Origin of the sequence: Phreatobacter sp. (genome assembly GCF_022843985.1) — a bacterium.
GTDB lineage: Bacteria > Pseudomonadota > Alphaproteobacteria > Rhizobiales > Phreatobacteraceae > Phreatobacter.
Genome location: NZ_JALHMP010000025.1, coordinates 1 through 26,232, shown reverse-complemented (window position 1 = coordinate 26,232; position 26,232 = coordinate 1). Strand labels below are relative to the sequence as shown.

At 68.7% G+C, this 26,232-nt stretch carries 24 protein-coding genes; 16 read left to right on the top strand and 8 right to left on the bottom strand.

Annotated elements, in window-relative coordinates:
* The first annotated feature begins 8 nt into the window (after nucleotides 1-8).
* The 5 genes from grxC (at nucleotide 9) to Q0C57_RS16165 (ending at nucleotide 3,631) form a co-directional block, all read left to right on the top strand.
* Nucleotides 9-266, top strand: a complete 258-nt coding sequence (grxC, locus tag Q0C57_RS16185) for a glutaredoxin 3 (protein ID WP_296577618.1) — start codon at nucleotides 9-11, stop codon at nucleotides 264-266.
* A 3-nt stretch (nucleotides 267-269) separates the two neighbouring features.
* Nucleotides 270-1,118, top strand: coding sequence for a carbon-nitrogen hydrolase family protein (locus tag Q0C57_RS16180; protein WP_296577616.1), 849 nt, complete (start codon nucleotides 270-272; stop codon nucleotides 1,116-1,118).
* The gene (locus Q0C57_RS16175; RefSeq protein ID WP_296577614.1) at nucleotides 1,115-1,576 is read left to right on the top strand and encodes a DUF1178 family protein; all 462 of its coding nucleotides are present in this window, start codon (nucleotides 1,115-1,117) and stop codon (nucleotides 1,574-1,576) included. The genes Q0C57_RS16180 and Q0C57_RS16175 overlap by 4 nt, the downstream gene beginning before the upstream one ends.
* A 67-nt stretch (nucleotides 1,577-1,643) precedes the next feature.
* Nucleotides 1,644-2,570 carry a hypothetical protein gene (locus Q0C57_RS16170; protein ID WP_296577613.1) on the top strand — a complete coding sequence of 309 codons (927 nt, stop codon included), beginning with the start codon at nucleotides 1,644-1,646 and terminating at the stop codon, nucleotides 2,568-2,570.
* Between the two features lie 44 nt (nucleotides 2,571-2,614).
* Nucleotides 2,615-3,631: a zinc-dependent alcohol dehydrogenase family protein gene (locus tag Q0C57_RS16165; RefSeq protein ID WP_296577611.1), complete on the top strand. Its 1,017-nt coding sequence runs from the start codon at nucleotides 2,615-2,617 to the stop codon at nucleotides 3,629-3,631.
* A gap of 317 nt (nucleotides 3,632-3,948) precedes the next feature.
* Here the strand turns inward: Q0C57_RS16165 and Q0C57_RS16160 are convergent, their stop codons facing one another.
* The 6 genes from Q0C57_RS16160 to Q0C57_RS16135 all read right to left on the bottom strand — a co-directional run bounded on the left by Q0C57_RS16160 (nucleotide 3,949) and on the right by Q0C57_RS16135 (nucleotide 10,889).
* Nucleotides 3,949-5,814 (bottom strand): AMP-binding protein, encoded by a 1,866-nt coding sequence (locus Q0C57_RS16160; protein ID WP_296577609.1) that lies wholly within the window; start codon nucleotides 5,812-5,814, stop codon nucleotides 3,949-3,951.
* The gene (locus Q0C57_RS16155) at nucleotides 5,811-6,614 is read right to left on the bottom strand and encodes an ABC transporter ATP-binding protein (protein WP_296577607.1); all 804 of its coding nucleotides are present in this window, start codon (nucleotides 6,612-6,614) and stop codon (nucleotides 5,811-5,813) included. The genes Q0C57_RS16160 and Q0C57_RS16155 overlap by 4 nt, the downstream gene beginning before the upstream one ends.
* A gap of 65 nt (nucleotides 6,615-6,679) precedes the next feature.
* Nucleotides 6,680-7,861: an ABC transporter substrate-binding protein gene (locus Q0C57_RS16150; RefSeq protein WP_296577605.1), complete on the bottom strand. Its 1,182-nt coding sequence runs from the start codon at nucleotides 7,859-7,861 to the stop codon at nucleotides 6,680-6,682.
* A 55-nt stretch (nucleotides 7,862-7,916) separates the two neighbouring features.
* Nucleotides 7,917-8,960: a branched-chain amino acid ABC transporter permease gene (locus tag Q0C57_RS16145; protein WP_296577603.1), complete on the bottom strand. Its 1,044-nt coding sequence runs from the start codon at nucleotides 8,958-8,960 to the stop codon at nucleotides 7,917-7,919.
* A 190-nt stretch (nucleotides 8,961-9,150) separates the two neighbouring features.
* Nucleotides 9,151-10,035 (bottom strand): branched-chain amino acid ABC transporter permease, encoded by an 885-nt coding sequence (locus Q0C57_RS16140; protein WP_296577601.1) that lies wholly within the window; start codon nucleotides 10,033-10,035, stop codon nucleotides 9,151-9,153.
* Nucleotides 10,035-10,889: an ABC transporter ATP-binding protein gene (locus tag Q0C57_RS16135; RefSeq protein WP_296577599.1), complete on the bottom strand. Its 855-nt coding sequence runs from the start codon at nucleotides 10,887-10,889 to the stop codon at nucleotides 10,035-10,037. Before Q0C57_RS16135 ends, Q0C57_RS16140 begins: the two co-directional genes overlap by 1 nt.
* A 371-nt stretch (nucleotides 10,890-11,260) precedes the next feature.
* Here Q0C57_RS16135 and Q0C57_RS16130 point away from each other — a divergent pair, with 371 nt between their 5' ends.
* From Q0C57_RS16130 to Q0C57_RS16100, 7 genes are all read left to right on the top strand, one after another.
* Nucleotides 11,261-12,328 (top strand): DctP family TRAP transporter solute-binding subunit, encoded by a 1,068-nt coding sequence (locus Q0C57_RS16130; RefSeq protein ID WP_296577597.1) that lies wholly within the window; start codon nucleotides 11,261-11,263, stop codon nucleotides 12,326-12,328.
* A gap of 120 nt (nucleotides 12,329-12,448) precedes the next feature.
* A complete protein-coding gene (locus Q0C57_RS16125) occupies nucleotides 12,449-12,907 on the top strand; it encodes a TRAP transporter small permease (RefSeq protein WP_296577595.1) in 459 nt (152 codons plus the stop codon).
* Nucleotides 12,904-14,190, top strand: a complete 1,287-nt coding sequence (locus tag Q0C57_RS16120) for a TRAP transporter large permease (protein ID WP_296577594.1) — start codon at nucleotides 12,904-12,906, stop codon at nucleotides 14,188-14,190. Before Q0C57_RS16125 ends, Q0C57_RS16120 begins: the two co-directional genes overlap by 4 nt.
* Nucleotides 14,191-14,330: 140 nt before the next feature.
* Nucleotides 14,331-15,038: a CoA transferase subunit A gene (locus Q0C57_RS16115; RefSeq protein WP_296577592.1), complete on the top strand. Its 708-nt coding sequence runs from the start codon at nucleotides 14,331-14,333 to the stop codon at nucleotides 15,036-15,038.
* Nucleotides 15,039-15,052: 14 nt separating this feature from the next.
* On the top strand, nucleotides 15,053-15,712 hold the full coding sequence (locus tag Q0C57_RS16110; RefSeq protein ID WP_296577590.1) for a 3-oxoacid CoA-transferase subunit B: 660 nt from the start codon (nucleotides 15,053-15,055) through the stop codon (nucleotides 15,710-15,712).
* A gap of 212 nt (nucleotides 15,713-15,924) precedes the next feature.
* Complete coding sequence (locus tag Q0C57_RS16105) at nucleotides 15,925-17,892, top strand: AsmA family protein (protein WP_296577589.1); 1,968 nt, start codon at nucleotides 15,925-15,927, stop codon at nucleotides 17,890-17,892.
* Between the two features lie 84 nt (nucleotides 17,893-17,976).
* A complete protein-coding gene (locus tag Q0C57_RS16100) occupies nucleotides 17,977-20,589 on the top strand; it encodes a DUF3772 domain-containing protein (protein WP_296577587.1) in 2,613 nt (870 codons plus the stop codon).
* 42 nt (nucleotides 20,590-20,631) lie between these two features.
* On the opposite strand, the gene Q0C57_RS16095 is transcribed toward Q0C57_RS16100, so the two are convergent.
* Nucleotides 20,632-21,354 carry a helix-turn-helix transcriptional regulator gene (locus Q0C57_RS16095; RefSeq protein WP_296577585.1) on the bottom strand — a complete coding sequence of 241 codons (723 nt, stop codon included), beginning with the start codon at nucleotides 21,352-21,354 and terminating at the stop codon, nucleotides 20,632-20,634.
* Between the two features lie 149 nt (nucleotides 21,355-21,503).
* On the opposite strand from Q0C57_RS16095, the gene Q0C57_RS16090 reads away from it, so the two are divergent.
* Nucleotides 21,504-22,238 carry a sulfite exporter TauE/SafE family protein gene (locus Q0C57_RS16090; RefSeq protein WP_296577583.1) on the top strand — a complete coding sequence of 245 codons (735 nt, stop codon included), beginning with the start codon at nucleotides 21,504-21,506 and terminating at the stop codon, nucleotides 22,236-22,238.
* Between the two features lie 226 nt (nucleotides 22,239-22,464).
* On the opposite strand, the gene Q0C57_RS16085 is transcribed toward Q0C57_RS16090, so the two are convergent.
* Nucleotides 22,465-24,654, bottom strand: a complete 2,190-nt coding sequence (locus tag Q0C57_RS16085; RefSeq protein ID WP_296577581.1) for an ATP-dependent RecD-like DNA helicase — start codon at nucleotides 24,652-24,654, stop codon at nucleotides 22,465-22,467.
* 187 nt (nucleotides 24,655-24,841) lie between these two features.
* Here Q0C57_RS16085 and Q0C57_RS16080 point away from each other — a divergent pair, with 187 nt between their 5' ends.
* The 3 genes from Q0C57_RS16080 to infA form a co-directional block, all read left to right on the top strand.
* Nucleotides 24,842-25,192, top strand: coding sequence for a type II toxin-antitoxin system RelE/ParE family toxin (locus Q0C57_RS16080; RefSeq protein ID WP_296577578.1), 351 nt, complete (start codon nucleotides 24,842-24,844; stop codon nucleotides 25,190-25,192).
* 5 nt (nucleotides 25,193-25,197) lie between these two features.
* Nucleotides 25,198-25,572: a helix-turn-helix transcriptional regulator gene (locus Q0C57_RS16075; RefSeq protein ID WP_296577577.1), complete on the top strand. Its 375-nt coding sequence runs from the start codon at nucleotides 25,198-25,200 to the stop codon at nucleotides 25,570-25,572.
* Between the two features lie 391 nt (nucleotides 25,573-25,963).
* On the top strand, nucleotides 25,964-26,232 hold a 269-nt coding region (infA, locus tag Q0C57_RS16070), incomplete at its 3' end, for a translation initiation factor IF-1 (RefSeq protein ID WP_296577575.1).

The following is a 26,232-nucleotide window of genomic DNA, read 5'->3' as shown; positions in this document are numbered from 1 at the left end:
AAGCCGCGATGCCGGAAATCGTCGTCTACACCAAGGATTACTGCCCCTATTGCCATGCCGCGAAGGAATTGCTGCGCAAGAAGGGCGCCGCCTTCACCGAGGTGGACATCCAGAAGCATCCGGACCGGCGCGCCGAGATGATCCAGAAGGCCGGCGGCCGGACCACGGTGCCGCAGATCTTCATCGGCGGCCGGCATGTGGGCGGCTGCGACGACATCCATGCGCTGGACGGCGCCGGCAAGCTCGACCCGATGATCGCCGCCTGAGCCATGGCCGACGCGATGGACGGATCCTTCACCGCGGCCTGCGTGCAGATGCGCGCGGACGTCGCCGTCAAGCCGAGCATCGATCAGGCCATCGCCCTGATCCGCGAGGCCGCGCGGGCCGGGGCGGATTATGTCCAGACGCCGGAAATGACCAATATCCTGCAGCCGGACCGGCCGAAATTCTTCGAGGCCATCCGCTCCGAGGCCGAGGATCCGTCGATCCCGCTGTTCCAGGCCGAGGCCATGGCGCTCGGCATCTGGCTGCATGTGGGCTCGCTCGCCATCCGCATCGGCGAGAAACAGGCGGCGAACCGGTCCTATCTCATCTCGCCGGACGGCGAGGTGGTCGCCGCCTATGACAAGATCCACATGTTCGACGTCACCCTGCCCAATGGCCAGACCTACCGGGAATCGGCGGCCTATGCGCCCGGCGACGTGGCGGTGACCGCGGACCTGCCCTGGATGCGCCTCGGCGTCACCATCTGCTACGACCTGCGCTTTCCCAACCTCTACCGGAAGCTCGCCGAACAGGGGGCCGGCGTCATGGCCATCCCCTCCTCCTTCACCGTGCCGACGGGGGAGGCGCACTGGCACGTGCTGATGCGCTCGCGCGCCATCGAGAACGGCGCCTTCGTGATTGCGGCGGCGCAGGGCGGCCAGCATGCCTGCGGACGGGCGACCTATGGCCACAGCCTCATCGTCGACCCCTGGGGCCGCATCCTCGCCGAGGCCGACCATGACGAGCCCGGAATCATCCTCGCCACCATCGATCCGGCCCAGGTCGGCGAGACCCGCGGCCGCATTCCCTCGCTGACCAACGGCCGGGTGTTCCGCATGGCGGAGGCGCCATGATCCGCTATGCGCTCCATTGCGAGAAGGGCCATGACTTCGAGAGCTGGTTCCCCTCCTCCGACAGCTACGAGGCGCAGCGCGAACAGGGCTTCGTCGCTTGCCCGGTCTGCGGCGCGACCCGCGTCGACAAGGCGCTGATGGCGCCGCAGGTGGCGCGCAAGGACCGCCGCGCCGCGGCGGAACCGGCACCGCCTGCCGCCGCGCCGCCCGCGCCTGTCGCCATGGTCTCGCCGGCCGAACAGGAGCTGCGCGCCAAGATCCGCGAGTTGCGCGAGCATCTGGTGAAGAACGCCGATCCGGTGGGCGAGCGCTTCGCCGAGGAGGCGCGCAAGATCCATTACGGCGAGGCCGAACACCGCTCGATCTATGGCCAGGCGAGCCCCGAGGAGGCGCGCGAGCTCGCCGAGGAGGGCATCGAGTTTCACGCCCTGCCGGTGCTGCCGGACGACCGCAACTGATGCGGCACCGGGCGGGCTTTGCCGCGGCGGCGCGGCCTGCTAGGCGGTAGGCTCAAGGAGCTTTTCCATGCATCGTCCCCTGCTCGTCGCCGCCACCCTCGCCTGCTTCGCCGCCCCCGGCCTCGCCGCCCCCGCCAGCGTCCGCATCGCCAACGAGAGCGTCGCGACGCTCTGCGCCGAGGAGGACAATGTCGACCTGCGTCTGCACAGCCCGGCGGTGCGGCGATTCCGGGTGGAAGCGACCCATCCGGCGGTGATCGGCACCATCGTGCAGGACATCACGGCGCCGGACTTCACCGACTGCACCATCACCGACAAGGCCGATTTCCGCTTCACGCCGCGCACCGTGGTCATGCACGAGGACGACAGGCTGAAGGTCGTCGGCATCACCTTCGACAAGTTCTGGCGGCCCGAACAGGTGCCGGTGACGGTCGGCAGCCGCACCGAGAACGGTTTCCACCTGTTCCAGCTCTTCCTCAAGCACGGGACCGCGGCTCCCTACGAGTTCCTGGTCATGTATCCGGTCGACGGCTACTGGCGGCTGAAGCCGCGGCCGCCGGCGCATCTGCCGGACATCGTCTACGGCACCTCGGCGCTGATCGGACCGATCGAGGTGATGCAGCGGCCGGTGGTGAACCTCTCGGCCATCCGCTTCGACCCCGCGACCATGACCTTCCAGCTGAGCTTCCGGGCCGGAGGCAGCGCCACGGTCAAGGTGGCGGAGATCGACCAGGTGCGGGTCGCGCTCGACGTGACGCTGGAGCGGCCCGTCAGCGGCGGCCCCTTCGCCGGCCTGCGCTCCATGTATGTGACCGAGACCAATGCCGACGGCGCCCGCGTCGAATGGCGCGCGGCCGGCGCCAACCGCTGGCAGGAGGCCCCGGTCATGGATTTCCGCGGCGGCGAGGGCATCGAGATGAAGCTGACGCGGGCGGTGCCGAGCCGGCACAACACCTCGGCGCCGGACTACCGGTTCATTGGTTTTGCCGACTGAGAGCGCATCCGCAAGACGGCCCAGCCATACCGGGGGACACGCCCATGCACGCCATCGTCATCGAGGGGTTCGGCGATCCCGCCGCCACCATCCGGCTGAAGGACTTGCCGGAGCCGCCATCGCCCGGTCCCGGCGAGGTGACGGTGGAGATGCTGGTCCTCAACATCAATCCCTCGGATCTCCTGCAGATCCAGGGGCTCTACGGCACGTCGCGGCCGCCCCTGCCCTTCATTCCCGGCGGCGAGGCGGTGGGGCGCATCGCGGCGGTCGGCGCGGGCGTCAGCGGCCTCGCCCTCGGCGACATCGTCTCACCGATGATCCTCAACTGCTGGGTCGAGCGGGTGAACATGAAGGCCGGGCTGGTGATGACCCTGCCCGCCGATATCGACCTGAAGCAGGCCGCCATGCTGAAGGGAAACCCCGCCACCGCCGAGGCGCTGCTCTCCGACCAGGTGGCGCTGCAGCCGGGCGACTGGCTGATGCAGAACGCGGCGAATTCCGCCGTCGGCACCTTCCTCGTCAAGCTCGCGGCGCAGCGCGGGATCAAGACGCTGAACGTGGTGCGCCGCGCCGATGCGGTGGCGGGCGTCACGGCAGCCGGCGGGACGGCAGTTTTCGCCGATGCGCTGGATGACGCGAGAGCCTTCCGCAAACGGGTGCAGGAGGCGACCGGCGGCGCGCCGGTGAAGCTTGCCATCGACGCCATCGGCGGGGCTGCGACCGGGGTCATGGCGGCGGCCCTCGCCGATGGCGGCACGGTGGTCAATTACGGGCTGCTCTCCGGCGAGCCATGCCGGATCGACGCCCAGCACCTGATCTTCCGCAAGATCACCCTGAAGGGTTTCTGGCTGATCCACTGGTTCCAGGATGCCGGCCGGGCGCGCATCGCCGAGACCTATGGCCGGATCGCCCGCGGCATGGCCGAGGGCACGCTGACGACGCCGGTGGCAGAGGTGGTGCCGATGGCGGAAGCGGCACGGGCCATGACGCTCGCCGGTGCGGGCGGACGGGCGGGCAAGGTGCTGATGGTGACGCCGGCGGGGGTGGCGGCAGGGGTGTGAGAGCGGGGCGCTGTTGCCTCATCGCCCCGTTCGGGAGCGCCGCTGTTCAGAGGCCCCACCCTAACCCTCCCCGCTGCGCGGGGAGGGGGACTTCCACGGCGGCCCCTCTGTTCATCGGTCGGGCCAGGCGCGACCGGTAGAAGGGAAGCGGGAGGTGAGGGTCCGCTCCCCGCGCAGCGGGGAGGGGAAGGGTGGGGCTCGGTTTCGAGGTCCGCTCGTTCGACCACTTGCTCCAGACGGGCTCCTGGCACCGCGAAAGTGCGTCCTTCGGTGATGCAAGGCGCGGGTCCGGAGGGAGGCGCCGCGCGAGAAGCCCCTCACGCGTAGAGGCGCCTGATGGCCTCGGCATATTTCGCCTCGATCGCCTTGCGGCGCACCTTCATGGTGGCGGTGACCTCGCCGTCGTCATGGTCGAGTTCCTTGTCGAGGATCTCGAAGCGGCGGATGTTGGCGACCTGGGCGAGGCCCTCATTGGCCTTGTCGACGGCCTGCTGGACGAGAGCGACGACCTCGGGAGCCTGCGACAGGTTCTTGTAGTTGGTGAAGGCGATGCCCTTCATCTCGGCCCATTTGCCGACCGTCTCCATGTCGATCTGGATCAGCGCCGCGACATATTTCTGCCGGTCGCCGAAGACGATGCATTCCTTGATGAAGGGACTGAGCTTCACCGCATGCTCGATCTCGGTGGGCGACAGGTTCTTGCCGCCGGCGGTGATCATGATGTCCTTCTTGCGGTCGATGACCTTGAAGTGCCCGCCCTGCATCTCGGCGACGTCGCCGGTGCGCAGCCAGCCGTCGACGATGGTCTGGCGGGTGGCCTCCTCGTTCTTGTAATAGCCCTCGAAGATGGTGGCGCCGCGGGCCATGATCTCGCCGTCCTCGGCGAGCTGGATCTGGGTGCCCTTCATCGGCTTGCCGACGGTGCCGACCACGACATCGTCAAGGGTCTGGCCGAGAACGCCGCCGGAGGTCTCGGTCATGCCGTAGATCTCGACCAGCGGCACGCCGATGGTGCGGAAGAAACGGATGACCTCGGGCGAGATCGGCGCGGCACCGGTGAAGGCGATGCGGCAGCGGGTCAGGCCGATGGCGTTCTTCAGGGCGCGGAAGACCGTGACATAGGCGAGCGCATATTTGGCCCGCTCCGCGAGCGTCCATTGCGACCGCGGCTTGTCGGCGAAGGGCGCGCAGAGATCGAAGGCGGTCTTGTAGAGCCATTTCTGGAGGGGACGCGCCTCGTACATCTTCACGCGGATGCCCGAATGCATCTTCTCCCAGATGCGCGGCACGCCGAGGAAGCTGGTGGGGGCGACCTCGCGCAGATCCTCCTGGACGGTGCGCAGCGACTCGCCGAAATCGACGCGGCTGCCGGCATAGAGCGGGCCGAAGACCGTGGTCGCCTGTTCCGCCACGTGGCAGAGCGGCAGATAGGACAGTGCCGTCCAGCCCGTGCCGATGCCGTAGCGGTCGAGCAGGCCGTTGGCGCCGGCGCGGATATTGGCGAAGGAGAGCATGGCGCCCTTCGGCTTGCCGGTTGATCCGGATGTATAGATCAACAGAGCAATGTCCGAGAGCCGGTGATCGCGCATCAGGTCGTCGATGATGGCGGGGTTCTTCTCGTATTCGGCCCGGCCCAGCGCCTCGACGGCGTCGAAGGTCATGACCAGGCCCGGCTCGTAGCCGGCGAGGCCGCGGTCCTCGAGGGCGATGATCTTCTTCACCTTGGGCAGGTCGGCGCGGGCCTCGACCACCTTGTCGATCTGCTCCTGATCCTCGCAGACGACGATGGTGCAGTCGGCATGGTCGAGCACATAGGCGACCTCGTTGGCCGGACTGGTCGGATAGACACCGACCGTGACGGCGCCGAGGACGCCGGCGCCCATCTGCGACAGCACCCATTCGATGCGGTTCTCGGAGATGATGCCGACATGGCCCCTGGGCTCGAGGCCGACGGCGCGGAACCCGAGGGCGAGGTGGCAGGAGCGCAGCCAGTACTCGGCATAGGTCGTCGGACGCCAGATGCCGAACCGCTTCTGCCGCAGGGCGATCTCGGTGCCGCGTTCGGCGGCATGTTTCTTCAACATCTGCACGACCGAGAGCGGCGGCAGGGCAGCGGCGGGATCGGCGGCCGCGGGACTCGCCGCCTCGCGGGCCATGTCCAGCGGAAGGACGGTTGCGGTCATGACAGCCACCTCTTGCGCCTCTTGTAGTGCTTGATGTCGCGATAGCTCTTGTGGGCGAGACCGAGATAGAATTCCTGCACGTCGCGGTCGGCGACCAGTTTCTCGGTCGGCCCGTCGATGACGATGCGCCCGGTCTCCATGATGTAGCCGTAATGGGCGATGGAGAGGGCGACGGAGGCGTTCTGCTCAACGAGCAGCATGGAGACGCCCTCCTCGGCATTGATGCGGGCGATGATGCCGAAGATCTCCTCGACCAGCAGCGGCGCCAGGCCGAGCGAGGGCTCGTCGAGGAGGATGACGCGGGGCTTGGCGACGAGGGCGCGGCCGATGGCCAGCATCTGCTGCTCGCCGCCGGACAGATAGCCGGCAATGGACTTGCGCCGTTCGGCCAGGCGCGGAAAGTAACGGTAGACGATGTCGAAGTCCGGGGTGATGCCGGAGCGCCCTGTCAGGGCATAGGTGGCGGCGGTGAGATTTTCCTCCACCGTCAGGTCGCCGAAGATGCGCCGGCCCTCCATGACATGGAACAGGCCGCGGCGGACGAGCTTGTGCGGCGCGCTCTGCTCGACGGTCTCGCCGTCGAAGCTGATGCGCCCCTCGGTGACGAGCCCGTTCTCCATGGGCAGGAGCGCCGAGACGGCCTTGAGGACGGTCGACTTGCCCGCGCCGTTGGAGCCGAGGAGGGCGACGATCTTGCCCTTCGGCACGGCAAGCGACAGGCCGCGCAGGGCCTGGATGGCCTTCGCGTAGACCACCTCGATGTTGTTCACCTCGAGAATGAGGTCGCCGGTCGTCGCCATGGGGCCCTCGGGCACTGGAGATGGGATGGCGGGGCGGCCGCGCGCAGCGGCCGCCCCGGCCGGGATCAGGCGCCGGCGGTGATGGTGATCCAGTCGGAGGCCGGCTTCAGCATCTTGTCGGCGGCGCTGTACTGGTAGACGCGGCCATGCGGGAAGGAGTTGTTCACCATCGAGACCGGCACGCCGAAGATGCCGCCGGTGTCGTAGTTCTTCAGCGCGCGGGCGTGCTTCATCATGTTGACGGCGGTCAGTTCCTCGTTGGCGGCGAGGGTGCGGCGCAGCACCTCGATGGCCAGCATGGCGTTGGTCCAGCCCTGGTAATAGGCATGGGTGCGGGTCTTGCCGACATTGGCGGCGCGGATCGCCTCGACCTGGACACCCCGGGCGGTGGCGTCGAAATTGTAGCAGGAGACGCCCATGTAGCCGTCGGCGGCCGCGCCGGCGCGGTTCATCAGCACGGTGTCGGTGGAGTAGAACGTGCCCATGAACCGCGAGGTCATGCCGGCCTGGCGGGCCTGGGCCATGAATTCCGGGATCGGCTGCAGCACATAGCCGTGGAAGATGACGTAGTCGGGGTTGCGGCGGCGGATCTTCAGCACGTCGCCGGAGACGTCGACCGAACCCGGCTGGGTGACGATCTTCTCGACCACATTGAGCTCGAGGCGCTTGGCCTCGGCCTCGGCCGCGGCGATCGGGTCACGGCCGAACTCGGTGTCGGAATGGACCAGGACCACCGAGGCGCCCTTCTTCTGGGCGGCGATGTAGCGCAGCAGCACGCGCATCTGGTCCGAATAGTTCGGGCCCGGAATCCACTGGTTCGGGAAGGCCTGCGCATTGTCGATCTCGGAGGCGAAGGAGGCGCCGCCCATGACGGTGGTGCCGCGGCGGTTCAGCTCCGGATTGATCGCCTTCTGGAAGCCGGTGGAATCGCCGAAGAAGACCGGCGTCTGATGCTGCGAGGTGATGCGGGTGAAGATGGCGACGGCATTGTCGACTCGGTAGCCCGAATCCTCGTTGACATAGCGGATCCGGCGGCCGGCGACGCCGCCGGCGCGGTTGACGAACTCGAAATGGTCGCGGCCGCCCTCGAAGCCCTCGACACCGGCGAAGGCGAAGACGCCGGACATCGGATTGGCGGCGCCGATGACGATTTCGGGGGCCTGGGCAAAGGCGCGGCCGCTCGCGGTCGAGACGAGGGCGGCACCGAGGCCGAGCTGGTGGAATGCACGGCGGGTCAGACGGGTCATGGTTGTCTCCTCGGGGTTTGAATTCCGCCTTGGCGGCGGTTCTTGTGTTTTGGGCTCACGTCCTGAACGGCCAGAGGGCGAAGTAGCGGCGCGTCCTGCGCCACATCTCCGCGAGCCCCATGGGTTCGAAGATGAGGAAGCCGATGATCAGCAGTCCGAAGATGATGTTGCGGACCGGGGCGAGATAGATGGATGCGTCGGGGAACCAGGGGACGAGAGCGGTGGCCGAAAGCTTCAGGAATTCCGGGATGAGCGTCATGAAGACGGCCCCGAAAATACCGCCGACAATGGTGCCGGCCCCGCCGACGATGACGGCGGCGAGGAAGAAGATGGAGGCGAGCGCCGGGAAGCTCTCCGGCGTCACGACGCGGAACAGATAGGCCCAGAGGCCGCCCGCGACGCCCGCATAGAAGGACGAGATGGCGAAGCTCATCAGCTTGTACTTGAACAGCGAGATGCCGATGATCTCCGCCGAGATGTCGCGGTCGCGGATGGCGATGAAGGCGCGGCCGACGCGGGTGCGGAACAGGTTCTTCGCCGCCAGAACCATGACCACGGTGATCGGCATGACCAGCCAGTAGAGGCGGTCAGGGGTGGCCAGCTCGATGCCGGCAATGGTGGCGGTGGGCACGTTGAGACCGCGCAGGCCGCCGGTCACCGGCGTCCAGTTGAGGAAGATGAAGCCGAGGATGACGGCGGCGGCCAGCGTGGCGATGGCGAGATAGAGCCCCTTGATGCGCAGCGAGGGCAGGCCGACGAGATAGCCGATGCCGGCGGCCACCGCTCCGGCGAGGACGAGATTCAGGAGGACCGGCGTGCCGAAGCGGCCGTCGAAAAAGGCCACCGTATAGGCGCCGACCGCCATGAAGGCGGCATGGCCGAGGCTGACCTGGCCGGTATAGCCGGTGAGGATGTTGAGGCCGGTGGTGGAGATGACGTTGATCATCACCAGGACGGCGAGGAACATCCAGTAACTGGAGCCGTTCAGCGGAAACAGGACGAGGGCGGCGAGCAGCAGGCCGAACCAGACCTTCTGGGTGTCGGTCTTGAACAGGCCTTCGTCAGCCGCGTAGCTCTGTTTGGCGGTACCGACGCGCATCAGAATGCCCTCAGCTTGCGCATGCCGTTGCCGGAAAACCGGTTCCCACTGTTCCGCGGCATGCCAAGAGTTCCTTGGAGCCGCATGCCGTTGCCGGAAAACCGGTTCCCACTGTTCCGCGGCATGCCAAGAGTTCCTTGGAGCCGCATGCCGTTGCCGGAAAACCGGTTCCCACTGTTCCGCGGCATGCTCAGAGCCTCTCGATCTCGTGGGTGCCGAACAGGCCGTAGGGCCTGACCACCAGCACGACGAGCAGGATGGTGAAGGTGGCGAGAAGCTTGAACTCGCCACCCATGAAGCGGCCGACCATGGCCTCCAGCCAGCCGATGAAGAGGCCGGCAATGAGGGCGCCGAGGATGGAATCGAGGCCGCCGACGATGACCACGACGAAGACCGACAGGCCGAACAGGCCCATGGCCGAGGAAATGCCGCCGACCGAGCCGACGAGGATGCCGGCCAGCGCCGCGACGACGGCCGCCAGCATCCAGGAGAAGGAGAAGACGCCGGGCACGTCGATGCCGACGGAGGAGGCGGCGGCGCGGTCCGTCGCCGTGGCGCGCAGCGCGATGCCGCCGCGCCAGAAGGCGAAGACGGTGATCAGCACCGCCATGGCCGCGGCGGCGATGACGAAGGAATAGGCCGTCTTCGAGGGAATGAAGGCATCGCCGAGGAGCACCGGCTGGGAGGGCAGGAACTCGGGGAGGCGGCGCGGCTCGGCCGACCAGACGAGCTCGACGACGCCGATCAGCACCGAGGTCAGGCCGATCGTCACCATGAAGACCGAGACCGGATTGTCCTTGAGCAGGGGGCGGATCATCGTCCGCTCGATCAGCCCGCCGATCAGGGCGGCCACCACCAGCGTCAGAGGCACCGAGGCCCAGATCGGCAGGGCAAGGCCCGCCGAGAAGCCGTAGAACACGAAGGCGCCGATCATCAGCATCTCGCCGATGGCCAGATTGATGACCTTGGTGGCCTTGTAGATGATGACGAAGGCGACCCCCGTCAGCGCCATGAGCGAACCGGTGCCGATGCCGGCAAGGCTCGTCTCGACAATGTCGATGAATTCCACGGCCATCACGCCACCTCGCCCATTGCGGCGCCGTCGAGAGCGGCCTTGCGCGGATCGCCGGAGCCGCCGAGATAGGCCTTGATCACGTCGGGGTCGTTGCGCACCTCGGTCGGCGAGCCGGCGGCGATGCGGCGGCCGAAATTCAGCACGCAGACATGGTCGGAAATGTCCATGACCATGCCCATGTCATGCTCGACGAGCAGCACGGTGACGCCCCATTCGTCGCGCACGTCGAGAATGGCGCGGGCCATGTCCTCGGTCTCCTCGCGGTTCATGCCGGCGACGGGCTCGTCGAGCATCAGGATGCGCGGGCGCATGGCCAGGGCGCGGGCGAGTTCGACCTTCTTCTGCAGGCCGTAGGGCAGGATCGCCACCGGCACATTGCGGATATGGTCGAGTTCGAGGAAGTCGATGACGTCGCGCTCGATCTCGGCCCGCAGTTCCATCTCCTCGCGCCGGGTCCTGCCCCAGTAGAGGAAGGCGCCGAAAACGCCGGAGGTCAGATGGGCGTGGCGGCCCAGCTTGATGTTGTCGAGCACGGTCATGCCGCGGAACAGGGCGATGTTCTGGAAGGTCCGGGCGAGGCCGAGCTTGGCGCGGTCGCGCGCCGGGACCTGGGTGATGTCGACGCCGTCCAGCTTCACCGTTCCGGTCTTCGGCCGGTAGAAGCCGGAAATGGCGTTGAAGGCCGAGGTCTTGCCGGCCCCGTTCGGGCCGATCAGCGCCGTGATCGAACCGGGTTCGACATGCAGGTCGATACCGTCGAGCGCCTTCACCCCGCCGAACTGCAGCGACAGGTTCTCGACGTCGAGACGGGCGGCTGGCGGCCGCACGGGCGCGGCCGAATCTGATGGCGACACCGCCAAGTCCTCCCCTGGGCGTGCCGCGCGGCTTCAGCCGTCTTCGACACGATGCGTTCCTGCGCGGGCCTGCGGGGCCCGGTCCTTGCTCGCAACCTACTCATGAGTACGGCGAGGTCAATGAGATCTGCGGCAATTTTGCCGGGATTCAGCCCTTCGGAGGATGGCGAGACGTCGCACCGGGGCTTTGCAGCGGTTTCATCCCCCGCCGACCGGCATCGTGGCGGGGGGGGCCGCGGCGCGGCGGCGCGCGATTGCCGGCCGGCAAGGTCTTGCCAGCGGCCCTCGGCTCGTCCCATGATCCCGCTTCATACCGGGCCGCCAGATGTCCGGATCGTCGAGAGAAACGCACCAAGGGAAGGAGGCGCACCATGTCGGAGCGCAAGACAGATTTCGCCGTCACGCGGCGCATCGCGGTGGCCGGCATCGGCGCCGCCGGCTTTGGCGCCGTCATGGCCCCCTGGGTCTCCAAGGCCCAGACTTTGAAGAGCGAGTACAAGCTCTCCGTCGTCGGCAACCGCCCCATCGCCCTCTCCGAAGGCGCCTTCCAGTGGGCCGAGATGGTGACGCAGCGCACCAATGGCCGCATCAACGTCAAGGTCTATCCGGGTTCGCAGCTGGTCGGCGGCGACCAGACGCGTGAGCTCGTGGCCATGCGCCAGGGCATCATCGACTTCACCGTGTCCTCGACCATCAACATCTCGCCGCAGGTGCGCGAGATGAACCTGTTTTCCCTGCCCTTCCTGATGCCGAACCACCGGGCCTTCGACGCCATCGTCAATGGCGAGGTCGGGCAGGCCCTGTTCAAGGTGATGGAGAGCCGCGACGTGGTGCCGATGGCCTGGGGCGAGAACGGCTTCCGCGAATTGTCCAATTCGAAGCGGCCGATCCAGAAGCCGGAGGATCTGCGCGGCCTGAAGATCCGCTTCGCCGCCGGTGCGATCTTCGCCGACATCTATAACGGCCTCGGCGCCAATCCGGTGCAGATGTCCTTCGCCGACCTGCAGCCGGCGCTGTCCACCGGCGCGGTCGACGGCCAGGAGAATCCGATCAACCTGTTCCTCGGCCTGAAGATGGACGCGCTGGCCCAGAAACACATGACGATCTGGAACTACTGCGTCGATGCCGGCCTGTTCCATGTCGCCAAGCCGGTCTGGGACACGTTCTCGGCCGCCGACAAGGAGATCGTCCGCGAGAGCGCCCGCGATGCCGCCAAGGTGCAGATCGGCGCGACGCGCAAGGGCCTCGGCATTCTCGACCCCAACGACAAGTCGTCGCTGGAAGAGCTCACCAAGCGCGGCGTCGCCACCGTCACGCTGACGGCCGAGGAAAAGCGCGCCTTCGCCCGGGTGACGCGCCCCGTCTTCGACAAATGGGCAGCGCAGGTCGGCGCCGACCTGGTCAAGAAGGCGGAGGCGGCCGCCAACGCGGCGAGCTGATCCCCGCTCCCGTCTCCTGCGGCGCAGCCGGCCCCCCGGCTGCGCCCGTCCGTGCGAAAGCCTCCCGCCTTGCCCGTCGACCGCGACCCCACGGCCCCCCCGCCGGCTCCGAAGACCCGCGTGCCCCTGCGGCTCGAGGAGATGCTGATCGCCGCCGCCATGGCGGCCATGGCGCTGATCACCTTCGGCAATGTGGTGGTGCGCTATCTCACCAATGTCTCCTTCGCCTTCACCGAGGAATATTCGGTGGTGCTGATGGTGGTGGTGACCATGGTCGGCTCGTCGCTGGCCATCGCCACCGGACGCCATATCCGCATCGGGGTGCTGATCGACGCGATGACGCCGACGCGCCGGCGGTGGTGCGAGATCGCCGTCCTCGTCCTCGTCATCGTCTGTTTCGGCCTGCTCCTCGTCCATGGCGGCCGCCTCGCCTGGGACGAATACCGCTTCGAGGTGCTCTCGCCGGGCCTCGGCAACCCGCAATGGATCTATTCCGGCATGCTGCCGCTGCTGGCGATCGCCGTGATCGCGCGGGCCGCCGGCCGCATCATCCGCCTCGCCCGCGGCGAGGACGCATGACCGCCACCATCCTCTTCGCCGCCTTCGTGGTGATGCTGCTCGCCGCCGTCCCCGTCGGCGTCTCCCTCGGCCTCGCCGGGGCCCTGGCGATCTGGCTCGCCGGGCAGAGCATCATGGCCATGCCGACCAACGTCTATGCCGGCATCGCCAAATATCCGCTCATCGCCATCCCGATGTTCGTGCTGGTCGGCGCCGTCTTCGACCGGACCGGCGTCGCCTTGCGCCTGGTGCGATTCGCCACCGCCCTGGTCGGGGCCGGTCGCGGGGCGCTCGCCACCGTCTCGGTGCTGGTCGCCATGGTCATCGGCGGCATCTCGGGTTCCGGCCCGGCCACCTCCGCGGCGGTCGGCCAGGTGGTGACCGATTCCATGGTCAAGGACGGCTATCCCCGCGCCTTCATCGCCTCGACCGTCGGCGCCGCGGCGGCCACCGACATCCTCATCCCGCCCTCCATCGCCTTCATCATCTATGCGGTGATGGTGCCGGGCGTGTCGGTCCCGGCCATTTTCGCGGCGGGCATGATCCCCGGCATTCTCGCCGGCCTCGCCATCATCGTGCCGATCCTCATCATCTCCTGGCTGAAGGATTTCGGCGGCAAGACGCGCGGCACGGGCGATGCGCTCACCGTCTGGGGCACGTTCAAGGAGGCGATCTGGGGGCTGATGGCGCCGGTCATCATCCTCGGCGGCATGCGCATCGGCGCCTTCACGCCGACGGAAGCGGCGGTCATCGCCGTCGCCTACGGCCTGTTCATCGGCTTCGTCATCTACCGGACCCTGACGCTGCGCGACGTCTACGAGATGCTGGTGGAGGCAGGCGAGCTCTCCGCCGTCATCCTCATCGTCGTGGCGCTGGCCTCGGTCTTCGCCTGGTCGATCTCGACGCTGGGGATCGTCCAGCCGATCGCCGACGCCATTGTCGGGCTCGGCCTCGGCGGCGCCGGCACGCTGGCCCTGCTGGTGATCCTCCTGGTGGTCATCGGCATGTTCCTCGACGGGATCTCGATCTACCTGATCCTTCTGCCGATCCTCATTCCCATCGCCCAGTCCTTTTCCTGGGACCTTGTCTGGTTCGGCGTCGTCCTCACCATGATGATCGCCATCGGCCAGTTCACGCCGCCCGTGGCGGTCAATCTCATGGTCTCCTGCAAGATCGCCAAGGTCCCCATGGAGGCGACGATCCCCTGGGTCGTCTGGATGGTGGGGGCGATGACGCTGGCCATGGCCATGGTGGCGGCGGTGCCGGAGCTGGCGCTCTGGCTGCCACGGGTGCTGGGGCTGTAGGCCTGCCGCCCGGCCCGGCCTGACGGGCGGTTCATCCTTGATGCACCGCGGAAAATCCACCATTGTCCGCCGGTCGACTGCAGCCGGACGGGCGCAGGTTCACCAGAGGCCGTCGAGGCCCGCTGAGAGGCGATTACGCGATGAGTTCAAAGGTCTATTCCTCCGCGAGGGAGGCCCTGGCAGGCCAGATCAAGGACGGCATGACGATCATGTCGGGCGGCTTCGGTCTCTGCGGCATTCCGGACGTGCTGATCGAGGCGGTGCGCGATTCGGGCGCCAAAAACCTCACGGTCATCTCCAACAATGCCGGCGTCGACGGCGCCGGACTCGGTATCCTGCTGGAGACCAAGCAGATCGCCAAGATGATCTCGTCCTATGTCGGCGAGAACAAGCTCTTCGCCCAGCAGTTCCTCTCCGGCGAACTGCAGCTCGAGTTCAACCCCCAGGGCACGCTCGCCGAGCGCATCCGCGCCGGCGGCGCCGGCATCCCCGCCTTCTTCACCAAGACCGGCGTCGGCACGGTGATCGCCGAGGGCAAGGAAGTGCGCATGTTCGACGGCGAGAACTACGTCATGGAGCGCGGCCTCTTCGCCGACATCTCGCTGGTCCATGCCTGGAAGGCCGACAAGGAGGGCAATCTCGTCTTCCGCAAGACCGCCCGCAACTTCAACCCGATGATGGCCACCGCCTCGCGCATGACCATCGTCCAGTGCGAGCATCTGGTGGAGGCCGGCGAAATCGACGGCGACGCCATCCATACGGCCGGCATCTATGTGAAGCGCATCGTCCATGTGCCGAACGCCGCCAAGCGCATCGAGCAGCGCACCACCCGCCCCAAGGCAGCCTGAGAGGAACCCTGACCATGGCCTGGACCCGTGACCAGATGGCCGCCCGCGCCGCCAAGGAACTGCGCGACGGCTTCTACGTGAACCTCGGCATCGGCATTCCGACGCTCGTCTCCAACCACATTCCCGCCGGCATGAACGTGCAGCTGCAGTCGGAGAACGGCATGCTCGGCATGGGCCCCTTCCCCTATGAGGGCGAGGAGGACCCCGATCTCATCAATGCCGGCAAGCAGACCATCACCGAGCTGCCGACGACGAGCTATTTCTCCTCCTCCGACTCCTTCGCGATGATCCGCGGCGGCCATATCAACCTGTCGATCCTCGGCGCCATGCAGGTGGCGGAGAACGGCGACCTCGCCAACTGGATGATCCCGGGCAAGATGGTGAAGGGCATGGGCGGCGCCATGGACCTCGTCGCCGGCGTGCAGAAGGTCGTCGTCGTCATGGAGCACAGCGCCAAGGACGGCCCGAAGCTGCTGAAGCGGTGCAACCTGCCGCTGACGGGGGCCGGCGTCGTCGATCTCGTCATCACCGATCTCGGCGTCTTCGCCATCGACAAGAAGGGCGGTGGCGGCATGACGCTGATCGAGCTCGCCGAGGGCGTCACCCTGGCGGAGATCGCGGCCAATACCGAGGCGAGCTACACTGTCGCGCCGGGCCTTGCGGCCGCCGCCTGACCACCGGCGGGCCCGGCGCCCGCCCGAACCGCGCCGGGAGGCCATACGGGCCTCCCATTGTCATTGACGCAGCGCGTCATGCATGATGTCCCGCCGGTTTGTGGCCATCGAAATGCCATGTCGCATCTCCATGGTCCCGGTCTCTTCAGGATTGCGACATGATCGGTCCGCCCAATCGGGGGCGGTCCGGGCCGGGATCGGGACCGCTGCGCTTGAGCCTTGCTTCACCCCTTCGCCGCATCGGGATCGTGGTCGGCGCGGTCGCGCTGGTGCTGGCCGGCGCGCTGGCGCTGGTGCCGCTGCTGCTGCCTATCGAGACGGTGCGCCGCACGGTGGTGACCGAACTCAGCGACCGCCTCGGCATGCCGGTATCCATCCGCGGCGACATCGCCGTCTCTGTCGTTCCGCAATTCTCCATCCGCCTGTCCGACGTCCATTTCGGCGTGGGCGATGTCGCCACGGGCGAACCGCCGGCGCGCGCCGATGCAGTGGTCGGCGCCCTGCGCTTGTTGCCACTGATCTTCGGCAACGTCGCGATTTCCGACTATACCCTGATCCGGCCAAGCCTGTCCGTCCAGGTCGCCGCCAACGGCGCGTCCAACTGGGACAAGGCCTTCGAGCGCCTGCGCGAGAAAAGCCGCCTCAGACGCGGCGGACTGACGGATTTCCGTATCGCCGACGGTTCGGCGACGGTGAACGACCAGAAGAACGGCCGGACATTCGCGGTGACCGGCATCGAATTCGCCGTCTCCTGGCCCGGCGCCGACCGGCAGGCCAATATCTCGGGCAAGCTGACCGTCAATGGCGAGCAGGTGGAGGTCAATGCCATCGTGGCGCGGCCGCAGGCGCTGTTCATCGCCGAGCCGACCGGCCTCAAGATGCGCTTCGCCTCGGGGCCGGTGCGCGGCGGTTTCGACGGATCGCTGACCAATGGCGATACCGTCACCGCCGCCGGCGCCCTGACGCTGGAAGGGCCCTCGATGCGCAGCTTCCTGCGCTGGATCGGGCAGACCCCGGGCATCGGCCCCTCGCTCGGCGCCTTCGCCCTGAAGGGCCAGGTGGAGGTCCTGCCGAACTCCCTCGCCTTCACCAAGGTCAATGCGGAACTCGACGGCAATGTCGCCGACGGAGCGCTGACGGTGAGCCTCGAGGGCGAGCGGCCGCAGGTCCGCGGCACGCTGGATGCCGGACGATTCGTCGCGACGACCTATTTCCGCGACCTCAACCTGACGCCCGATGCCGGACGGGGCTGGAGCCGGCGCCCGATCGACCTCTCGGCCATCGCCAGCATCGACCTCGACCTCAGGGTTTCGGCCCGCGAGCTGATCGTCGGCCGGGCGCAGTTCGGCCGGTCCGCCGCCGCGCTGAACGCCCGCAACGGCCGCGTCAATGTCACGCTCGGCGAGGCCCTGGCCTATGGCGGCGTCCTCAGCGGTGCCCTCACGGTGTCGCCAAGCGGCGACGATGTCGACGTCCGGGCCTCGCTCACCGTGCAGCGGGGCCAGCTCGCCCTCGGCCTCGGCGAGTGGTTCGGCTTCCGCCGTCTCGACGGCACGGCCAATATCCAGCTCGGCCTCGAGGCGCGCGGCGGCAGCATGGCCGAACTCGCCCGCACCACCAGCGGCCAGATCACGCTCAACGCCATCGAGGGCGCAGTCCACGGCTTCAATGCGGAGGCGATCCTGCGGCGCCTCGAGCGGCGGCCCCTGTCGGTGGTCGGCGTCGATGCGCGATCGGGGCGCACGCCCTACGATCGCGTCGCCGCCACGGTCCGCATCGTCGGCGGCGTGGCGACCACCACCGACATGACCCTCGAGGGGCAGATGGTGCGCGTCAGCGTCGAGGGCTCGGCGCAACTGCCGACACGGGAACTCGACATGCGCGGTATCGCCACGCTGAAGCGCAACGCCACGGCGACGCCGCGCCCGGGGGAAGGCGATTTCGAGCTCCCCTTCGTCGTCCAGGGCTCCTGGGACGACCCCTTCATCCTGCCCGATCCGCAGATCCTGATCCGCCGGTCCGGCGCCGCCGCGCCGCTGCGCGACATCACCCGCGATCGCGATGCGCTGCGTGCGGTGCTTGACGCCATCAACCGGCAGGCCGGTTTCGACAGCGAGCCGGCACCGTTGCCGCCGATCTCGTCCTATACGCCCTATCCGCCGATCCCGCCGCGGAACTGACGCTTCGCCTCTCCTCCAGGGGATGGCGATCTGCGAGGGTTTCGGTATCACGGTGCCTGTCCCGATTCGCCTGCCAGAGTCGCCATGCCCTTCCCAGCTGCCCTCGCCCCGACACCGTCCAGCCGCTGCCGTGCCGCGCCTTCCGCGGGGCGCTGGATCGGCTTGGCCCTGGCGGCCATGGTCGCGACGGCCCTGGCTTTCCCGACACACGCCCAGACCGCGCCGCCGGCCGCGGCGACACCGCCGGCCGTGGCGCAGCCGGCTCCCGTCCAGACGCCTGCGGCCGCCGCAGCGCAGACGGCTCCCGTCCAGACGCCTACGACCGCCGCAGCGCAGACGGCGCTCGATCAGGCGCGGGTGACCCTCGACCAATCCGAGGCCTCGCTGGAACGTCCGCTCGCCGAGGCCGAACTGGCGGCCCTGCGCAGCCGACTCGAACCGGTCCGGCAAACCCTGGCTGATGCCATCGCGCAGATCGAGCCGCGCCTCACCGAGGCCCGCGACCGCCTGAACCAGCTCGGCCCCAAGCCTGCCGAAGGCGCGCCCGCCGAATCGGCCGAGGCGCGCCAGCAGCGCGACGAGCAGACGCGGGCGGTCGGCGAGCTCGATGCGCGGGTGAAGGCGCTCAGGGTGCAGCAGGTGCGGGTCGACCAGATCGGCGAGCGCATCACCGACCGCCGGCGCCAGCTCTTCACCGCGCAGCTCTTCGAGCGCTCCATCCCCATCATCGACCCACGCTTCTGGCTGCAATTGTCCGAGGCCCTGCCGCGGCTCGGCATGTCGGCGCGGTTCATGGCCGAGGACTGGTGGTATCACCTGACGCAGGTTGCGGGCGTCAGCCGGATCGCCGCGGCGCTCGGTCTCGGCCTGATCGTCGCGCTGATCCTCTTTTCGCTCTATCGCCAGGCCCGGCGCTACGGGCTCTATGCCAGCCCGGCCGACGTGCCGGCCTCACCGCTGGCGCGCATCAAGGCGGCGATCCGGACCGCCCTGGAGCGCTCGCTCGTGCTGCCGATCCTTGCCGCCAGCCCGCTGCTCATCGTCCAGAACTTCGACCTCGTCCTGCCGCGCGCCCAGCCGATTCCCTGGGCGCTGTTCTTCGCCGTGCTGATCATTTCCGTCACGCGCGGCGTCATGCAGGCCGTCATGGCGCCCGGCGCCCCCGCCTACCGGCTGGTGGATCTGCCTGATGCCTTCGCCGAGGCGGTGTTCTCGTCGGTCAGGGCCGCCGCCTGGATCCTCGCCATCGGCATCGTGGTGCTGGCCTTCGCCCGGGTGATGATCGCGCCGGTCGCCGTCACGGTCTTCGTCACCGGCCTGACCGCCTTCGGCATCGCCGTGGTGGGCTACCTGTTCCTCCGCGGCACCACCCAGCGTCACGTCGAGAGCGAGGATGGCGGCGTTCCGGAATCGACCCAGCCGGTCATGGCGCCGCCCTGGGCCTGGACGCGGCCGGCGCTCTGGGTCGCGCTCTCGCTCATCACGGTGGCCCTTGTCGCCGGCTATACGGCGCTCGCCGCCTTCATCGCCAGCCGCATCGCCGGGGCCGTCGTCATCGCCGCCATCACGGTGATGGTCCTGGCCTTTCTCGACGCCATCATCGCCGAATGGTTCGGCCCCTCGACGGTGCGCGGACGCGCGCTCTCCGCCGCCATCGGCATCCGCCCGGACCGGCTCGACCTCATCGGCACGCTGTTCGGCGGTGCCCTGCAGGTCATGGTGCTGCTCGCCTCCGCCCTCGCGGTTTTCGGTCCCTGGGGCTTCAGCGGCGCGGCCGCCTCGCTGGACGATGCCTTCTTCGGGATCCGCTTCGCCGAGCTCTATGCCCTCACCGTCACGCTTCTCGGCGCGGGCGTGATCCTGACCATCGGCATCATCGTGGCGCGGGCGGTGCTGAGCTGGCTGCGCGACAAGGTCCTGCCGCGGACGGGCATGGACTCGGGCCTGCAGAACTCCGTCGGCACGATCGTCGGCTATGCCGCCTTCGCGCTGGTGGGGAGCCTGGTCCTGCGCCAGATGGGCCTCGACCTGTCCAACATCACCATCATCGCCGGCGCCCTGTCGGTGGGTATCGGCTTCGGCCTGCAGTCCATCGTGCAGAATTTCGTCTCCGGCCTGATCCTGCTCGCCGAGCGGCCGATCCGGGTGGGCGATTCCATCGTCGTGAAGGGCGAGGAAGGCCATGTCAGGAAGATCTCGGTCCGCTCGACGGAGATCGAGACCTTCGACCGCGCCACCGTCATCCTGCCCAATGCCGAGCTCATCACCGGCGTCGTCAAGAACTGGACGCTGTCGAACACGCTGAGCCGGATCACCGTCCCCGTCCGCGTCGCCTATGATTCCGACCCGGACCTGGTGCGCGACCAGATGATCGCCGCGGCCTGCGAGAACCGCTTCATCGTGCAGGACCCGCCGCCGCGGGTCTTCCTCATGCGCTTCGGCGATAACGGGCTGGAATTCGAGCTGCGCGGCGTCGTCACCAATGTCGAATATGCGCTGACGACGCGTTCGGACCTGCAGCTGGCCATCCTCAGCCGCTTCCGCCGCAACGGCATCATCATCGCGCCGCCGGTGCAGAACGTGCAGGCGACGGCGGCGCCGCCGGCGGAGGCCGAGAAGGCTGCTGCCGCTGCGGAAGCGCTGGCGCCTGCTCAGGCCCCCGGGCCAGGCAAACCGGCGCCGAAGCCGCCGCGCTGAGGCGGATGCCGGGGGGCCGCCCGGGATCCCGCTGCGGCATGGTCAGGGCCCGGTCGCGGCGATGGTGGCCGGCAGCGGCTTGTCAGCATTTGCGGCCCACCGGCGCAGCGCTGCCAGCCCGGGCGGGGTCACGGCCAGGGCACGGCTTTCAGCCGTGGGGCGGACCCAGTGGCGCGCCACGGCATGGTCGAGAATGGCGCGACCCAGCCCGCCGCCGAGATGCGGCCGGCGTTCGCTCCAGTCCAGGCAGGCGCGGCAGAGCGGCCGGCGGGTCGTCTCCAGGGCGGCGACATCGATGCCCTCGGCCCGGAAGAAGCTGCGGCCGGCCGCCGTCAGGCTGACCTGACCCGCCGCCGCTGCGAGGCGCCCGTCGGCGAGGAAAGCCTCGTAGAGGCGCACCGCCCATTCGCCCGCCATGTGGTCCCAGCAGGTGCGGGCCCGGCGCAGGGCCGGATCGCGCGGGCCGGGACGGGTCCTCAGGCGACCGGTGCGGGCGGCGAGCCCCATCAGCCCCTCGAGGACATGGGCGACGTCGGGCCCCGAGAGGCGGAAATAGCGATGGCGGCCCTGGGCCTCGACGAGGACGAGGCCGGCCTGGCCGAGGCGCGCCAGATGGCCGCTGGCGGTGGGGGCGCTGACGCCGGCCTCGCGGGCGAGTTCGCCGGCGGTGAGGGCGCGGCCGGCCATCAGCGCGCCGAGCATGTTGGCGCGGGCGGGATCGCCGATCAGGGCGGCGACGGCGGCGATGGACGGACCTTCCTTCATGCGACGCTTCCCCGTGGCGGCGGGATGTCCCGCAGCCGAGGACAGGCTACACCGGTCAAGGCGCGATTGCTTCGTCCTCCGCCGAAGCATCGGGCCTCCGCACCGGTGGATCGTGGCGTCCGTCGGCTTTCGCAGTCAGGATGCCCCGCATGGCCATGCTCGCCCTCGCCACCGCCGTCTTCGTCGTCGCCGGCCTCGTCAAGGGCGTCATCGGGCTCGGCCTGCCGACCATCGCGGTCGGCCTGCTCAGCCTGTTCATGGCGCCGGCGCTCGCCGCCGCGTGGATGCTGGTGCCCTCGCTGCTCACCAATGTCTGGCAGGTGGCGGCAGGGCCGAACCTGTGGCCGCTGACGCGGCGGCTCGCCACCCTGCTGGCCGGGCTCGCCGTGGGGACATGGCTCGGGACCGGCATCATCACAGGCGCCTCGGCCGGTCATGCCTCGGTGGCGCTGGGCCTCGTGCTGATGCTCTATGCCGGGCTCGGCCTGTCGCCGCTGCGCCCGCGGGTGCCTTCCCGCGCCGAGCCCTTCCTGTCGCCGGTCGTCGGGCTGATGACCGGGGTGGTCTCGGCGGGGACGGGCATCTTCGTCATGCCCTCGGTGCCCTATCTGCAGGCGCTGGGGCTGGAGAAGGACGACCTGGTCCAGGCCCTCGGCATCACCTTCCTCGTCGCCACCGTGGCGCTCGGCGTCGGCCTGTTCAGCGAGGGCGTGCTGGCGGGCGGCACGGCGCTGACCTCGCTCGCCATGCTCGCTCCGGCTCTGCTCGGCATGGCGCTCGGACAGGCGATCCGCGCGCGCATCAGCCCCGCGGCCTTCCGGAAGTGGTTCATGATCGGGCTGATGCTGCTCGGCGCGCATCTGGCGGTGAAGCCGCTGCTGTGAGGAGCGGCGTCGGCAGGATGAAGGCCGAAGGCCCCACCCGCACCCTCCCCGCGCGGCCATCGGAACCTCACCGCGTCATGCCCGGCCTCGTGCCGGGCATCCACGAATTCCTCGAAGGGCGATGTTCAAGTCGTGGATGCCCGGGACAAGCCCGGGCATGACGGATGGGGCGGCGTGAGAACCCATGCGTTGCACGACGGACGCACTGAAGTCATGCGACGAACCCCTACCCCGTCAACCATTCCCGGAGCTTGGTCACGCGCGGCTTCATGCGGCCGCCGTCCACCGCGATCCGCAGGGCGCGGCTCTCGCCGACCATGACCACCAGCGACCGGCCGCGCGTCACGGCGGTGTAGATGAGGTTGCGGGCGAGCATGGCGTAGTGCTGCGTCGTCACCGGGATGACCACCGCCGGATATTCCGAACCCTGGCTCTTGTGGATGGTGGTGGCATAGGCCGGCATCAGGTTCTCAAGGTCGCCGAAGGAATAGGAGACCTGCCTTCCGTCAAAGAGGGCGACGAGCTCGCCCTCCTCGGGGTCGATGCGCAGCACCTGGCCGAGATCGCCGTTGAAGACGTCGCGGTCATAGTCGTTGGCGGTCTGCATGACCCGGTCGCCGGCGGCATAGGTCCAGCCGTAGCGCTCGATGGAGCGGCCGGCGGGCGGGTTCAACACCTTCTGCAGCTCGATATTGAGGTTGCGAGCGCCGAGCACGCCCTTGTTCATCGGCGCCAGCACCTGCACGTCGCGCATGGGGTCGAGGCCGAAGCGGCGCGGGATGCGCTCCTTCACCATCTCGATGATCTTGGCGAGGCCGCTCTCGGGCGTCGTCGCCTCGACCCAGTAGAAGTCACTCTCGGCGCCGGCCGGCACGGCTTCCGGCATCTCGCCGCGGTTGATGCGGTGGGCGGTGGCGATGATGCGGCTGGCCTCCGCCTGGCGGAAGACCTCCGTCAGCCGCGCCACCGGCACGAGGCCCGAGGCGATGATGTCGGCGAGCGCCTGGCCGGGGCCCACCGGCGGCAGCTGGTCGACATCGCCGACGAGCAGCAGGCCGGCATCGGCGGGCAGCGCCTCGACCAGCGCCAGCATCAGTGGAACGTCGACCATGGAGGTCTCGTCCACCACGAGGAGGTCGCAGGCGATGAGGTTCTCGCGGCCGCGCGAGAAGGCGCCGAATTCCGGGTCGATCTCGAGCAGGCGGTGGATGGTCTTGGCCTCGATGCCGGTCTGCTCGGTCATGCGCTTGGCGGCGCGCCCCGTCGGGGCGGCCAGCGTCACCGAGATGTCCTGCCGGGTCAGCAGCTTGAGGATGGTGTCGAGCAGCGTCGTCTTGCCGACGCCGGGGCCGCCGGTGATGACCGAGACCTTGGCGGAGAGGATGGTCGCCAGGGCCTCGCGCTGGGAGGGGGCGAGGGCCTTGCCTGTGCGCGCCTCGACGCGCGGCACTTCCGTCGCGAGGTCGATCTGGCCCCAGGGCGGCGAGCCCCTGGCGAGGTCGCGCAGCCGCTCGGCGATGATGCTCTCGGCGCGGTGCAGGTCCTTCAGGAAGAGGTGCGGTTCGCCGCCGATCGTGTCGGCGACGAGGTTGCGGGCGGCGATTTCGGCGGCCGCGGCCTCCTCGATCCGCGCGGTGTCGCCGTCGAGCAGGCGGGCGGCGAGCGCCACCGCCTCGTCGCGCGGCAGGCCGGTATGGCCGTCGTCGCGGGCCTCCTGCAGGGCATAGGTGATGCCGGCGCGGAGGCGCTCCGGCGCGTCGCGGGCCAGGCCCAGCGACATCGCCACCTGGTCGGCGGTGAGGAAGCCGATGCCCCGGACATCGCGGGCGAGCCGGTAGGGGTCCTGGCGGATGAGGCCGATGGCCTCGGTGCCGAGCGCCCGGAAGACGCGGGCGGCCTGTCCGAGGCCGAGGCCGTGTTCCTGCAGGAAGACGCCGAGGTCGCGGACGATGCGGTCCTCGGTCCAGCTCTCGGTGATGCGGCGGATGCGGGCCTCGGTGAGGCCGACGACCTCCTTGAGGCGGTGCGGCTCGTGGTCCAGCACCGCGAAGGTGCGCTTGCCGAAGGCCTGGACGATCTTGTGGGCGGTGGCGATGCCGATGCCCTTGATGGCGCCGGAGGCGAGATAGCGCTCGATGCCGTCCTTGGAGGCGGGCGGTGCCGTGACAAGGCGTGTCGCCTTGAACTGCAGGCCGTGGGTGCGGTCGTTCACCCAGGAGCCCTCGGCCGTCATCATCTCGCCGGCCGCCACTGCCGCGGTGGTGCCGACGATGGCGACCGGCTGCGGCTTGCCGCGGACGCGCACCTTCAGCACCGCGAATCCCGTCGCGGGGGAGTGGAAGGTGACGCGCTCGATGGTGCCCGTCAGGGTCTCCAGCGGGCTGTCGGAGGGCGAAGGCAGGGCGCTCGCGCGCATGGAGGCGAATCGCTCTATGGAAGGTTGAACGGGAGCAGGCGGAGGCTAGACCGCCGGGTTGCCCGCGTCCACGCCGTGCGGGCGCGGCAGGGTTTCCGTTTGAAACCGGAGGGCCGGCCGGGAACGACAGTCGCCATTGTCAGAATAGTTCTTCAAAGCTATATAGCTTCCGACGCATAGGTGGCGGATGCCATGGACAGTCACGTTCGCCGATGAGTTTGAACCGGAGTTCGATGAACTGTCGCCGGCCGTGCAGGACGCCATCCTTGCGCGTCTGGTCCTTCTGGAACGGGAGGGACCGTCTTTGGGCAGGCCACACGCCGATACGCTGGTCGGCTCGCGGCACGTCAACATGAAGGAACTGCGCTGCAACGCCGACGACGGCGTGTGGCGCGTCGCCTTCGCCTTCGATCCTGACCGGCAAGCGATCCTGCTTGTCGGCGGGGACAAGTCGGGAGTGAGCGAGAAGCGCTTCTACAAGCAGTTGATCGCCCGCGCCGATGAAAGATTCGACCGCCACTTGGCGAGAAAGGAGTGAAGGCCATGGCACGCACTCTGCGGGACAAGATGGCCGCGCTGGACGCGGACCGCCGCGCGCGGGTCGAAGCAGAAGCCGAGGGGCTGCATGCCGAATATCTGACGCTTCAGGAGCTGCGGAAGGCCAAGGCCATGACACAGGTCCATTTGGCCGATGTGCTCGGCGTCCAGCAAGCGACCGTGGCCAAGTATGAGCGCCAGAGCGACTTGCTCATTTCGACGCTCGCCAACTACGTGGAAGCCATGGGTGGCAAGCTGAAGCTCACGGTCGAGTTCCCCGACCACAGACCCGTGGCGCTCGACGGCCTTGGCGAGACGGAAGAGGCGCGCCGCCGGAAGCCGCGCCAAGCAGCGCCAGCCGCTGGTCCGGCGCGCGCGTGACCATGCGGCTTGTGGCGATGCCCACCACCTCGCCCCTTGCATTCCCGCCGCGAGCCCCCATCTCCTGATCACCGGCCGACGCGGCCTGCCTCTCCGGCGATGCGCGCAACCTTGTCCCTCGGGAGCCTGTTGCAGCCCGCCACGTTCGAGACGGCACGGCGGTTCCCGCCGGACATCATGCGCTGCCGACCGGCAGGGCGGTGTTCCGGCGAGCATCTCGGCCTGACGCGAGATCACCTCATCCAGCCGACCGCGGATGTAACGGCGGCAAGAGGGTGGTCCCGCGTCGACAAATTCTGTATGACGCGAACCCTGGCATCGAGCGGAAGATCCGCTTCGCCGGGGTTTTCTGCGCCGGGACCGCCGGCGCAACGACGGAGAAGCCGAGCTTATGGCGAAGGAAGACGTCCTCAATTTCGAAGGCAAGGTGACGGAGGTCATGCCCGACGCCCGGTTCCGCGTTGAACTGGACAACGGGCACATGGTCGTCGTCTACACGGCCGGGAAGATGAAGAAGAACCGCATCAAGACGCTGGTCGGCGATCGCGTGACGGTGGAGATGACGCCCTACGATCTCGACAAGGGCCGCCTCGTCTTCCGTCACAAGGGCGATGCCCCGCCGCCCGGCCCGCGTCCCGGCGGCGCCCGCCCCGGCGGCCC

Bases quoted from the DNA above. Each gene is read 5' to 3' on its own strand.
- Q0C57_RS16160 (WP_296577609.1), bottom strand. From the start codon at position 5,814: ATGACCGCAACCGTCCTTCCGCTGGACATGGCCCGCGAGGCGGCGAGT.
- Q0C57_RS16145 (WP_296577603.1), bottom strand. From the start codon at position 8,960: ATGCGCGTCGGTACCGCCAAACAGAGCTACGCGGCTGACGAAGGCCTG.
- Q0C57_RS16100 (WP_296577587.1), top strand. From the start codon at position 17,977: ATGCCCTTCCCAGCTGCCCTCGCCCCGACACCGTCCAGCCGCTGCCGT.
- Q0C57_RS16180 (WP_296577616.1), top strand. From the start codon at position 270: ATGGCCGACGCGATGGACGGATCCTTCACCGCGGCCTGCGTGCAGATG.
- Q0C57_RS16115 (WP_296577592.1), top strand. From the start codon at position 14,331: ATGAGTTCAAAGGTCTATTCCTCCGCGAGGGAGGCCCTGGCAGGCCAG.
- grxC (WP_296577618.1), top strand. From the start codon at position 9: ATGCCGGAAATCGTCGTCTACACCAAGGATTACTGCCCCTATTGCCAT.
- Q0C57_RS16075 (WP_296577577.1), top strand. From the start codon at position 25,198: ATGGCACGCACTCTGCGGGACAAGATGGCCGCGCTGGACGCGGACCGC.
- Q0C57_RS16170 (WP_296577613.1), top strand. From the start codon at position 1,644: ATGCATCGTCCCCTGCTCGTCGCCGCCACCCTCGCCTGCTTCGCCGCC.
- Q0C57_RS16165 (WP_296577611.1), top strand. From the start codon at position 2,615: ATGCACGCCATCGTCATCGAGGGGTTCGGCGATCCCGCCGCCACCATC.
- Q0C57_RS16120 (WP_296577594.1), top strand. From the start codon at position 12,904: ATGACCGCCACCATCCTCTTCGCCGCCTTCGTGGTGATGCTGCTCGCC.
- Q0C57_RS16130 (WP_296577597.1), top strand. From the start codon at position 11,261: ATGTCGGAGCGCAAGACAGATTTCGCCGTCACGCGGCGCATCGCGGTG.
- Q0C57_RS16090 (WP_296577583.1), top strand. From the start codon at position 21,504: ATGGCCATGCTCGCCCTCGCCACCGCCGTCTTCGTCGTCGCCGGCCTC.
- Q0C57_RS16140 (WP_296577601.1), bottom strand. From the start codon at position 10,035: ATGGCCGTGGAATTCATCGACATTGTCGAGACGAGCCTTGCCGGCATC.
- Q0C57_RS16150 (WP_296577605.1), bottom strand. From the start codon at position 7,861: ATGACCCGTCTGACCCGCCGTGCATTCCACCAGCTCGGCCTCGGTGCC.
- Q0C57_RS16110 (WP_296577590.1), top strand. From the start codon at position 15,053: ATGGCCTGGACCCGTGACCAGATGGCCGCCCGCGCCGCCAAGGAACTG.
- Q0C57_RS16095 (WP_296577585.1), bottom strand. From the start codon at position 21,354: ATGAAGGAAGGTCCGTCCATCGCCGCCGTCGCCGCCCTGATCGGCGAT.
- Q0C57_RS16085 (WP_296577581.1), bottom strand. From the start codon at position 24,654: ATGCGCGCGAGCGCCCTGCCTTCGCCCTCCGACAGCCCGCTGGAGACC.
- Q0C57_RS16155 (WP_296577607.1), bottom strand. From the start codon at position 6,614: ATGGCGACGACCGGCGACCTCATTCTCGAGGTGAACAACATCGAGGTG.
- Q0C57_RS16080 (WP_296577578.1), top strand. From the start codon at position 24,842: ATGCCATGGACAGTCACGTTCGCCGATGAGTTTGAACCGGAGTTCGAT.
- Q0C57_RS16175 (WP_296577614.1), top strand. From the start codon at position 1,115: ATGATCCGCTATGCGCTCCATTGCGAGAAGGGCCATGACTTCGAGAGC.